Here is an 11,857-nt window from a genome sequence, read left to right on the forward strand (position 1 = left end):
CGTCCGGTACGACGCGGCCGGTGCCAGCCGCTGCCCGGCATAGCTAACGAAGATCTCCCGCAGCAGGATCGGCATCGACCAGCCGTCGAGCACGATGTGGTGATTGGTCAGCACGAATCGGTGCCGATCCTCACCGATGCGAATCAGGACCGCCCGGAACCCCTGCTGGCCGTCCAGGTCGCAGACGGCGGCGCGCTCAGTGGCACAAAGCCGTTGGACGTCGTCTTCGCCAAGACGGTCATCAGCGGTGAAGTCGAGGTATTGCCAGGCTATTTCGGGATCGGCCAGGATCACCTGCACGGGTTCGTCGAACTGTCGGCAGAACTGAGCCGCCAAGTGGGGGTGTCGCCCGACCACCGTCTGCACCGCGGTGCGGAGCCGTTGCGCGTCGAGGGCACCGGTCACGGTGAAGTCGAGCTGCACCGAGTACATGTCGGCGGCCGTGTCGACACCGCCCTGCACGGTGCTGGTGTGGAAGAGCAGCCCCTGCTGCAGTGGGGTCAGCGGCAGGATGTCGGCGATCCGGTACTGCTCCTGCAACTCGTCGATCTGCTGTTGGTGCAGGCGTGCCGGCGCGATGTCCGACGGCGTCAGCCCACCGCCGCCGGCGCGGACGTGCGCGCAGATACCCGCCAGTGCCTCGAACCACAGTTCGCTCAACCGGGCGATCTGAGTGTGGTCGAGCGCGGACGTAGCCCAGGTCCAATCGGCGTGCAGCCGTGGGGCTCCGTCAGTGTCCACGGTGCCTGCGTTGAGCTCGAGGGTGTGGAACAGCGGCAGTGGCGTGGCGGCGGCCCCGGTGAGGGACAACCCATCTTGGCCGATCCGCCACAGGCCTTCGGCATCGTGAATCGCCGGAAAACCCAGTCGGCCAAGATAATTGAATCCGATGGACGGGTCTGCGCCAGTCAGCTCGACGTCGGCGTTCAGGTAGCGCAACAGGCCGTAGGTCAGGGGCGGCGGCAGGGCGCGAAGCTGCTCCTTGCCCTTCTTGACCACCGCACCCAGCGCCGCCTCACCGGCAATCACCTGCGCCCACGGCAACTCGCCGAGCGTGAAGGACACCGGGTACTTCGTGGTGAACCATCCCACGGTGCGCGACAGGTCGAGGCCGGCGGCGAGTTCCTCGTGACGGCCGTGGCCCTCGACGTCGATTCCCATCGGTGCCGCGGGATCGTCGAGGAACTTTGCCACCGCAAGGGCGAACCCGATCAACAGAATGTCTTGTACCCCAGCGCGGAACGCGGCAGGCACCTCACCGAGCAGCGCACGAGTGTGCTCGGCGTCGAGCGTCGTCGACAGCCGCCCCGCCGTCTCGTAGGTATCCACCTCGGGGCGCACTGCAGGCAAGGCCGCCGGCGTCGACTCCACCTGCTTCCAGGCGTCCGCTTGCGCAACGACTTCGGGTCGTCGGGCGTGTTCGGTGAGCAGGGCCGCCCATCGTTGAAACGACGTTCCGGTGGCCGTCAGCTCGGCCGGTTGGCCGGATATGTGCTGCGCCCAAGCGATGTTCATGTCTTCCAACAAGATTCGCCAGGAAACCGCGTCGACGCCGAGGTGGTGAGCGATCAACATCAGTTGGCCGCTCGTCGCGACCCACAGCGCGCTGAGCATCAGCCCGGCCGACGGGTTCAGCCGCGACCGCGCCGCTAGCGCGGCCTCCTCGGACAGCGCGTCCACCGTGTGCAGGCAGTGCCGGGCATCGACCGTGCCCGGCTCTGGCACGTGCAGGTCACCACTGTCGAGGACGCGCAGGCGCAGCATGGCGTGCCGATTCAGCAACGCCTGCAACACCATTGCCGCGTCGGCGGCGGTCGCTCCGGCCGGGGCCTGCACCACCAGGGTTTGGTTGAATTCGTCGGTCGTCCGGCCGCCCGTTTCCTGGTCGGCCAGCCATCGCATGATCGGGGTGGCCACCACCGGCCCGACGCCTTCGTCGATCACGTCGTCCGCACCGTCGGTCGTCGCTACCACCCGGGCCAGTCGGGCGACCGTCTGCTCGACGAAGACGTCGCGGGGCCGACACGTCAACCCGGCAGCGCGTGCCCGCGCCGCGACCTGCATCGACAGAATGCTGTCGCCGCCCAGTTCGAAGAACGAGTCGTCGACTCCGACGACCTGCGGCGGCTCGACACCGAGCACCTCGGCATAGATGCCGATCAGGATCTTCTCGATGCGGCCATCCGGCGCCCGGAATTCACCCGCGGTGTACTCGGGAGCCGGAAGCGCCCGGGTGTCGAGCTTGCCGCTGGGCATCAGCGGCAGCTCGGGCAGCACCACCACTGCGGCGGGAACCATGTAACCGGGGAGCCGCGCCGTCAGCGCCGCCCGCACCTCGGCCGGGTCCGCGATGCCAGTGACGTAGCCGACCAGCCGTTTGTCGCCGAGGCGGTCCTCGCGAGCGACGACCACCGCCTGCCGAACGCCGTCGACCGCGGCCAAAGCCGTTCGCACTTCCCCGAGTTCGATTCGATACCCGCGGATCTTGACCTGCTCGTCGACACGTCCGACATAGCGCAGCTGCCCGTCGGCACCCCAGAACACCAGGTCGCCGGTGCGGTACATCCGCTGACCGGGACTGCCGAACGGGCAGGCCACGAATCGAGACGCCGTCAACGCGGTCCGGCGGAGGTAGCCCACACCAAGTCCGGCGCCCGCCACGTACAACTCGCCGACCAGCCCTGCGGACACGGGCTGCATCCACCCGTCCAGCACGAACAAGGCGGAATTGGGCACCGGCGATCCGATCGGCGCCGCGCCAGAACCGGCCGTCAGCGGTGCGCTCATCGCCACGTAGATCGTGGTCTCGGTCGGGCCGTAGGCGTTGACCATCACCCGCCCCGGCGCCCACCGATCGACGACGTCGGCGGGGCAGGCCTCCCCGCCCATGACCAGCGCAGTCGATCCCAACCCATCTGGCGCCAAAACACCTATTGCAGAAGGGGTCTGGGTGAGTACGTTGACTCGTTCTGACACCAGCAGGTCGTGGAACTCGTCGGGTTCGCCCGATATCGAGTCGGGCACCACCACCAGCCTGCCCCCGCGCAACAGGGCCGCGAAGATCTCCCACACCGAGAAGTCGAATGCATAGGAATGCCAATGCGACCAAGCCTGTTCGGATGCAGCTGGCAACCCGCCGTCCTGCGACGCGATCAGCTGCGTCAGGTTGTGGTGGGAGATGGCTACGCCCTTGGGGATACCGGTCGTTCCCGAGGTGTAGATGACGTAGGCGACATCGTCAGGGGCCGGCGTCGACAGCGCCGAAGCGGGTTGGGCCTCGACGGCCGGATCGTCGACGTCGACGACCAGCAGGTCGATTCCGGTGAGCCGGTCGGTCAGGTCGGCAGTGGTGACGGCGGCGAACGGCGCGGCATCCTCGAGCATGAAGGTGATCCGGGCCTGCGGCAGCGCCGGGTCGATCGGCAGGTAGGCCGCCCCGGTCTTGAGCACCGCCACGATGGCCGCGACGGCCTCGACGGAACGGGGCAGAAGCAGCGCCACGAGGTGTCCCGGACCGACACCACGGCCGACCAACAGGTGTGCGAATCGGTTCGAGGCCTCGTCCAGCTCCCGATAGGTCAGCGACCGACCGGGGCAGCTGAGCGCCACCGCCTCCGGGTTCCTGGCCACCTGCGTGCCGAACACCGCGGGAATCGAGACGGGTTCGGTCGCCTCGCGCGCCGCCGCCGCCCAGTTGCCGAGCTCGTCCAACCGGGCCCGTTCGGGTCGGTCGAGCAAGTCCAACGACGACAGCCGCCGGCTCGGATCGGCGATCATCGCCGCCAATGTCCGCTCCAAGCGGCTCGCGAGGTCGGTGACGTCGATGGTCGAGAACAGCTGACCAGAACCCAGCGTGCTGAGTAGCACCTCGTCACCGGAGCCGGAGAACACCAACCCGAAGCTGCGCCCGAGGCCGGAGATCAGGGACGCCGTCGCCGCGGCACCACCGAAGGGCACGGTGAACCCGGAGGGAAGGAAGTCGACCACCACCCTGTCGGCCACCTCGCCTGGGCCGCGGGGGTGAGACGTGCGCTCCAGGGCGGGCACCGGAAACCTCTGATGCTGTAGCGCTTCACGGATGCGGGAGTCGACGTGAGCGCAGAAGTCGGCCACCGCCGCGTCCGGTGAAACCTGCAGCACCAGCGGCACCACCCCGGCGACCATCCCGGGCAGCGTCTTCGACTCTGGAGCCACCCGCCTGCTGACCGGGAAGTCGAGCACGACCTCTCCGCCGTCGGCACACCAGCCACGGACCACCAGCGCGCACGCCGCGGTGAGCACGGTCGATCGCGGGACGTCCCACGCCTGACACAACCGCTGGACTCCGAGAAGGATCGCGGGATCCAGCCGCACCGGCCCAGACGACCGACTCCGGTCGGTTCGCCCAATTTGCTCTGGCAAACGAAACTCGGGACCTAGTGAAGCCGGAAGATTGGCCCTCCAATAGGCCTCATCTTCTGCGTAAAAGGGAGACGTTTCGTATTTCGATTCGCATTCGAGCAAGTCGGCCAGGGAACCGAATATCGGTGGCGGAATCGGCGCGCCGGTGACGAGTGCGGAGTACACCGAGGCGACTCGCTGACACAGGAGCGCAAGGCCATATCCGTCGATGACGATGTGGTGACAGCAGACGTACAGATACGCCTCGTCCGCCCGGACTTGGAACAGCGCGAACGTGAACAGTTGGCCGCTGAACGGCATTGGCGTGCGCTGAATCGAGGCCGCCATCTCGCGGGCTTCCCGCAGTGGCTCTTCGGATTGGCTCAGGTCGAAGACGGCCAGTTCGACGTTCTGGTAGTCGAGCGGCCGCTGGAAGACTTGGCCGTCCGCCTCGACGAAGGCGGCCCGGACCGGCTCGGCCTCCCCGACCGTTCGGCCGATCGCCCATTCGAGGGCGTCACGCTCTACGGGGCCATCGATTTCGACGAACAGACCGAGTTGCCACTCCGCGGCGGATTGGCCGGTTTCCTGCGCGAGCCAGATGTCCCGTTGCTCGCGCGTTACTGGCAGTGCTGAGTCGCCGAGCTCCATCCTCCACCTTCGAATTGAGTCGGGTTTAGGCGATCAACTGGGTTGGCCCTGGGCCAATCTGTCGCGCAGACTCTTCGGCCGTATGTCAGACCACTCGCGTTCGATGTACTCCAGACACGCGGCACGGTCCGATTCGCCGAAGACCACGCGCCATCCGGCGGGCACGTCGGCAAACGTCGGCCATAGGCTGTGTTGCTCCTCGTTATTGACGAGAACGAAGAAAGTGCCGTTGTCGTCGTCAAACGGGTTCGTAGTCACAGTGCCCTCCAAGGCAATTGACATTTGGCGATCTTGATTTATGCGCCGGCCGCACGTTACGCGACCTAACAAGTTTTGGAAACAATATCCAAGAGCAAACAGGTTTTAAGGGTACGACAACTCGAACCATAGAGCAGCACGGGGTGCCGCCTGCAACACCCCGGGTAACAAGGCGGCGCTATGGGCTACTCGGCGACGGTCTGCTTCATCACCACGTAGCGGCGGCAGCAGGCGGCGGGCGTGCGGCTACCCCGGCCCGGCACCGGCAGCCAACGCCGCCTCATCGACACGGGAAGACCTTGAGCGAGTCGGTCTTTCGCGGTCCCTCTACGTCTAGATGACCCCAGGTGTCCCGGGAGGGCTCATCGTGCCGTTGATGTTCGGCAACATCGACGGCGCCGGTATCCCGCCTTCGGCCGCATTGTCGCCCGGAATCCCATCGTCGGCCGGCGACTCGAAGGCGCCTCCAGCGCAGAGCGGATGCCGCCACCCGAACATGTCGCATCCTGGATCGTCGGTGACGATCGGAGGACGGAGGGGCACGGATACCCCGGGCGGGCCTGCCGCGGCGGGCGTTGCACTCGCCGGGGCGGTTACGCCCAACATGGCTACTCCAGTGGCCGCTGTCGCCACCGCCGTCGCGGACAGCCTCCTGCGCACTCCCGACGCCATCACCAAGGTCATCTGTAGCTCCTTCAAGCGGGGCTCAAACGAGTCGCTCTGACGTTCGCCGTCCTCGCAGTTTCCGAGAATATTCCGGCTTGCCGTCGATGGGGTCGACTTTGGACTTTGCCAGTAGGGCAGAACGGCTGAGCACGATCGGTAGAGTGAGGGTCGGCGACTGGCGCAGGTGGGACACCACCGGGAAGCAAGACGTGGACGCATCGACCGCCTGGGTGCTCCTCCTTCGTGAGGAGCGCAGCCGTGCCCGCAACAATCATCGATGGCAGCCGTGTCGCCGACGCCATCCTCGCCGACGTCCGCGAACGAGCAGCAGAGTTCGAGAAGAAGAGCGGCCGCAAAGCCTGTCTGGCAACAGTTCTCGTCGGTGACGATCCCGCCTCACACACCTATGTGCGGATGAAGGCGAATCGTTGTCGCACCACCGGGTTGGACTCTCGCAGCCACCAGCTGTCCGCAACGGCCACCACCGACGACGTCACCGCACTGGTCACCGCACTCTCCGCCGACGACGACGTCGATGGCATTCTGGTCCAGCATCCGATGCCCGCTCAGATCGACGAGCGCGCGGCCTTCGAGGCCATTGCCCCGAGCAAGGACGTCGACGGCGTGACGATGGCATCGTTCGCCTCGATGGCGTTGGGCGGAAACGGGTTTCAATCCTGCACCCCGGCCGGCATCGTCCATCTTCTCGACGCCTATGACGTCGATCCCACCGGCTTGCACGCAGTCGTCGTCGGACGGAGCTCAATCCTTGGCAAGCCCATCGGGATGCTGCTGCTCGCCCGCGACGCCACCGTCACCTACTGCCACTCACGAACCACGGACCTGCCCCGGATCGTCGCCGAGGCAGACATGGTGATCGCCGCCGTCGGCCAACCCGAATTGATCAAGGGCGCCTGGATCAAGCCCGGGGCGGTGATCATCGACGCCGGGTACAACCCAGGCAACATCGGCGACGTCGAATACGCCGCCGCGGCAGACAAGGCCAGGCTCATCACCCCAGTGCCCGGCGGAGTAGGACCCACCACCATCGCCGTTCTGCTGCACCAAACCGTCAGAGCCGCTAGTGCGCGCTGAGTACCCGAGTGCTGGTACCGGGCTACCGGAACCAGCGTGCCAGTGTGGCGGCTAGGCCGTCCTCGGCGCCTGAGGGGCAGACCTCGTCGGCCACGGCATTGAGCGGGCTCCATCTGCTTACGCTGCGTCGCGGGCGGTGATCGAACTTCTCCAATCATGTCGCAGGGCGATGTCAAAGTGGGGCTCCGAGCACGATTCAACCGTGCGAGCCGCAATGCGAAGGGGAGCACGTGACGCAACCGGGGTACGACGCGCTCGCGGACCGCTACGCCGAGATGTTCACCGGGCCCTACCAGTCACCCATCGAACAACACGCCGTCGCTGCGTTCGTCGAGAAAGTCGGTTCGCCGGGTGTCGTCGTCGACGTGGGGTGCGGCATCGGGCACGTCACGGCCGACCTCGATCGCCGCGGACTAGACGTCATTGGATGTGATCCCAGCCCGGCGATGCTGGCGATCGCCCGCAAGAGGTATCCTCAGCTCACCTTCATCGACGGTGACGCAACGCTCGCGGGCGTCACGGACCCCCTCGCCGCGATCGTCGCGCGATTCAGCCTGATACACCTTCCGCCGGATGAGGTCAGCGACATTCTCCGACTGTGGGCCGACCGGCTGCGGGCCGGCACTCCCATACTGATCGCCGCTCAATCGTCGGATCTGCCGGGCCCGGCAACCCCTTTCGATCACGCCGTGGCCCCGGCGTGGCGCTGGCACCCCGACGAACTCAGTCGGGTGCTCGCCGACAACGACTTCGTCGAAGAATGGCGGATCGTCAACCGACCGGACACCGTGCACCGCTTCCCCGGAGTCCACCTACTCGCACACCGCGGCTGAACGAAAGGATTGAAATCTCATGATTACCAACCGAATTACCATCGGCTCCGAACGAGCCGTGATCGAGAACACCCTCGATCGCAACCGCGAAGCACTCATCGCGACCGCACGCGGTCTGTCCGAGGCCAACGCCCGCCGACGACTCGTTGCTTCGCTGACGACACCGATCTCGTTGATCAAGCACGCCGCCGCGGCGGAACGGATCTGGTTCCAACGGTTCTGGGCAGGACTCGACGAATCCGAATGCGACGGCTACTCGAAACGGGACGAGGGCACCTTCGCCGTCGCCGACGACGAGTCGGTGGCGGACGTCATCGCCGAGTTCGAACGCGCCAGCCAACGATCACGCGTGATCGCCGCCCGCTTCGACCTCGACGACACCAAGGACTTTCCCCGCGAGGGAACGGTCAGCATGCGATGGACCCTGCTCGCCATGATCGAAGAATTCGCCAGACACGCGGGTCACGGCGACATCCTCCGCGAACAGATCGATGAGCCCACGCCACGCCAGCCGCCCCACGGGTGACAGGATTCAGCGCACGCACGTCCCTTGTCGAGCGCCGTGAACGCTCCCGTCTCGAAGTTCTGGCACCCTTGCGGACATGGATGCGCCTCCGGAGCCGAGTCCCAACGATCCGTTCGATGAGGCGATCGACGACGCGCTGAACTCCTTGCCAGCCGAACTCCGTGCGGCAATCAGCAACGTCGAGATCGTCGTGGAGGACGAACCTCCCGCCGGGCAGCCGCTTCTCGGCCTGTACCGCGGAGTACCTCTGCCGCGAAGGACAAGCGCGTACAGCGGAGTGCTCCCCGACAAGATCAGCATCTTCCGCGGGCCGATCACGCGACTTGCTGCCGGCGACACCGATCGCCTACGCCGCCAGGCCAGACACGTCGTCCTTCACGAGATCGCGCATCACTTCGGGATCAGCGACGAGCGCCTGATCGAGATCGATCGTTACTGAGGTCCGCCGACCGAATCGGTCACGATCGCCTCACCTTCTTACGGTACGGGGGGCAAAACGGGCGGCACGAAGTCGAACGTCATGCCGAGCAGCCACACCAGTGCCAGGACCACCGGCAGATGGAAGATGAACTGTAGGAACGTGAATCCGACCAGATCGCGCGCCCTGAGTCCGAGCACCGCCAGCAAGGGCAGCATGAAGAACGGATTGATCAGGTTCGGCAGCGCTTCGGCCACGTTGTAGATCTGCACCGTCCAGCCCAGGTTCATCTGGACATCAGTGGCCGACTGCATGACGTATGGCGCCTCGACCAACCACTTTCCTCCTCCGGACGGGACGAAGACACCCAGCACGACGGTATAGAGCGCGATGACGACCGCAAAGGCCCCGCCACCGACGTTGGTGAACAGTTCTGCCAGCAGATCCGAAACGGTATGGCCGCCACTGCCCTTCGCCTTGGTGAGGATCGCCGCCATGGCGGCGTACAACGGAAACTGGACGAGGATGCCGCCCGTGGCCGGTACGGCTTTGGCGACGGCTTGCAGGAACCTGCGTGGCGTCCCATGCAGCACCAGTCCGAGTACCAGGAAGACGAGAAGATACCCGTTCAGGCTGCTGACGACGGACAGGACGGATTTGGCGATCAGCTGGGATACGAGCCATCCCAACGTCAATAGGGCCGCCAGCGCGGGCAGGATGCGAGAGTATTCGAGCCACTCTCCCGGCCGCGAACGCGGCGGCACCTCATTGTTCTGGTCGTCCAGGTCGACGTCCAGATCCTCGGCCGTCACGATGGCTGCGCCCCTCGGTGCGGAGAAGTGTGCGATCACCGCCGTCAGCGCGATGATGATGGCGCACATAACCAGTGACTGCCAGGTGAAGATCGTGGTGCCGAAGTCGAGAACCCCGGTGATCTTCAGTAGCTCTGCAGGCAGCGAGCTGGCGGTGGCCTGCAGCTGCGCGGCCGAGGAGGACATGCCAAGGGCCCACACCGCGCCCAGCCCCATGAAGGCCGCGGCGCCGAGAGCGCGATAGTCCACCCGCAGATCCGTTCGGCGTGCGATCGCCCTGGCCAGCAGACCACCGAATACCAGGCTGAGCCCCCAGTTCAGGAACGAGACTGACATGGAGAGCAGCGCAACGAAACTCACTGCACTCTGCGCCGTTTGGGGCACGGTGGCGAGGCGTTCGATCAGCTTGGCCACCGGCGGGGACGTGGCGACGACGTAGCCGGTCAGCACCACCATGGCCATCTGCAGGGTGAATGCGGTCAGATCCCAGAAGCCGTCGCCGAAGGCATTCACGACCGTCTGCGGCGAGGATCCGTTGGCCAGTGCCGCAAGCGCGACGAGGACGACGCCTGCCAGGGCGACGACGTACGCGTCCGGAAACCACTTCTCCGTCCAACCGGCCAGTGACTGCGCGACCCGCGCCAACCCCTTCTCGGAGCGAGCGTCTTCGGTAGAAGATGTCATGCCAGGTTCCCTCGCCTACTGTGCCGCGTATCCCAGCGCGGCCTTGGTCTCCAAGTACTCGTCGAAGGCGAACTGCCCCCACTCGCGCCCGTTGCCGCTGCGCTTGTACCCGCCGAACGGCGCGCTCAGGTCGAAGCCGTGGTTGATCGCGACCGAACCGGCGCGGATCCGGCGGGCCACCGCGCGTGCGGCGTCCAGGTCCGCGGCCGACACGTAACCGGCGAGTCCGTACTCGGTGTCGTTGGCGATCTCGATGGCCTGGTCGAGGTCGTCGTAGCCGAGGATGCACAGCACCGGCCCGAAGATCTCCTCGCGTGCGATGGTCATGTCGTTGGTGACGTTGGCGAACACGGTCGGCTTGACGTAGTACCCGGCGGCGAGCCCGTCGGGCCGTCCGACGCCGCCGACGGCGACGGTGGCGCCTTCGTCGATGCCCTTCTGGATCAGTCCTTGAATCTTGTCGAACTGTGCCTTCGACGCGACCGGTCCGATCGCGGTCTTGTCGTCGGCGACACCGACCTTCACCGCGCCGGCGGTCTGGCCTGCGATCGCCATCGCCTCGTCCATCCGCGAGTTGGGCACCAGCATGCGTGACGGGGCATTGCAGCTCTGTCCGCTGTTCATCATCATCACCGACGTCCCCGTGGCCACGCTCTTGGCGAAGTCGTCATCGTCGAGCACGATGTTGGGGCTTTTCCCTCCAAGCTCCTGGGTCACCCGTTTGACCGTCTGCGCCGCGTTCTTGGCGACGTCGATGCCGGCGCGAGTGGACCCGGTGAACGACACCATGTCGATGTCGGGATGACTCGACAGCGCGACTCCGACACCCGGTCCGTCACCGTAGACCATGTTGTACACCCCCGCGGGAACGCCTGCGGCGTCGATGATCTCGGTGAAGATCTGCGCGGAGTAGGGAGCCACTTCTGACGGCTTGAGCACCATGGTGCAGCCGGTCGCCAGCGCCGGGAACACCTTGCACGCGATCTGGTTGAGCGGCCAATTCCACGGCGTGATCAGACCGCAGACACCGATCGGTTCCTTGAACACCAGGGTGCTGCCGTGCTGCTCGGAGAACTGGAACTTCTTCAGCACCTCGATCGCGGTGGCCAGGTGTCCCAAGCCGAGGTTGACCTGCGGGCCGGCCGCCAATGACGCCGGCGCACCCATCTCCTCGCTGACCGCGTCGGCCAGGTCGGAGGCACGCTTCTGGTACTCGGCGCGAATCGCGCCCAGCACTTCAAGGCGTTCTTCGCGAGTGGATTGTGACCAGGTGGTGAACGCCTTGCGGGCCGCTTCGACCGCATGGTCGACGTCGGCGGCACCGCCGATGGCGATCTGCCCGGAAACCCGCTCAGTGGTGGGGTTGTCGACGTCGAGGCTTCTCGGCTCCGCCGGGTCGACCCACTGGCCGTCGATGTAGAACTTCAGGTATTCACGCATGACTCCACTCTTCCTCAGCCCGGTCCACGATTGGGTACATTCGCCGACTCCAGCCCGCTGGCATCCCGTTCTCTCGCGGGATTCCAGTGCTGGA

General features: G+C 66.0%; 9 protein-coding genes and 1 riboswitch. Of the genes, 4 read left to right on the top strand and 5 right to left on the bottom strand.

Features of this window, described 5'->3' with window-relative positions:
• From QOD90_RS30205 to QOD90_RS30215, 3 genes are all read right to left on the bottom strand, one after another.
• Positions 1–5,031 (bottom strand): amino acid adenylation domain-containing protein (locus tag QOD90_RS30205; protein WP_526356054.1); only part of this gene is annotated, 5,031 nt, incomplete at its 3' end.
• A 33-nt stretch (positions 5,032–5,064) separates the two neighbouring features.
• A complete protein-coding gene (locus tag QOD90_RS30210; protein WP_526356055.1) occupies positions 5,065–5,289 on the bottom strand; it encodes an MbtH family protein in 225 nt (74 codons plus the stop codon).
• Between the two features lie 333 nt (positions 5,290–5,622).
• On the bottom strand, positions 5,623–5,973 hold the full coding sequence (locus QOD90_RS30215) for a hypothetical protein (RefSeq protein WP_526356057.1): 351 nt from the start codon (positions 5,971–5,973) through the stop codon (positions 5,623–5,625).
• A gap of 144 nt (positions 5,974–6,117) precedes the next feature.
• Positions 6,118–6,194: riboswitch (ZMP/ZTP riboswitch) on the top strand.
• 19 nt (positions 6,195–6,213) lie between these two features.
• Between QOD90_RS30215 and QOD90_RS30220 the strand changes: the two genes are divergently transcribed.
• From QOD90_RS30220 to QOD90_RS30235, 4 genes are all read left to right on the top strand, one after another.
• Positions 6,214–7,050, top strand: coding sequence for a bifunctional 5,10-methylenetetrahydrofolate dehydrogenase/5,10-methenyltetrahydrofolate cyclohydrolase (locus QOD90_RS30220; protein WP_526356059.1), 837 nt, complete (start codon positions 6,214–6,216; stop codon positions 7,048–7,050).
• Between the two features lie 230 nt (positions 7,051–7,280).
• Positions 7,281–7,883, top strand: a complete 603-nt coding sequence (locus QOD90_RS30225) for a class I SAM-dependent methyltransferase (protein ID WP_526356061.1) — start codon at positions 7,281–7,283, stop codon at positions 7,881–7,883.
• Between the two features lie 19 nt (positions 7,884–7,902).
• Positions 7,903–8,409: a DinB family protein gene (locus tag QOD90_RS30230; protein ID WP_526356063.1), complete on the top strand. Its 507-nt coding sequence runs from the start codon at positions 7,903–7,905 to the stop codon at positions 8,407–8,409.
• 76 nt (positions 8,410–8,485) lie between these two features.
• Entirely contained in the window at positions 8,486–8,848 is a 363-nt protein-coding gene (locus QOD90_RS30235; protein ID WP_526356065.1) for a metallopeptidase family protein, read from the top strand.
• Positions 8,849–8,886: 38 nt separating this feature from the next.
• On the opposite strand, the gene QOD90_RS30240 is transcribed toward QOD90_RS30235, so the two are convergent.
• Positions 8,887–10,323, bottom strand: a complete 1,437-nt coding sequence (locus QOD90_RS30240; RefSeq protein ID WP_526356067.1) for a short-chain fatty acid transporter — start codon at positions 10,321–10,323, stop codon at positions 8,887–8,889.
• 15 nt (positions 10,324–10,338) lie between these two features.
• Positions 10,339–11,763, bottom strand: a complete 1,425-nt coding sequence (locus QOD90_RS30245; protein ID WP_526356069.1) for an aldehyde dehydrogenase family protein — start codon at positions 11,761–11,763, stop codon at positions 10,339–10,341.
• Positions 11,764–11,857 lie beyond the last annotated feature (94 nt).

This window comes from Mycobacterium sp. (genome assembly GCF_032161845.1).
Classification (GTDB): Bacteria; Actinomycetota; Actinomycetes; order Mycobacteriales; family Mycobacteriaceae; genus Mycobacterium.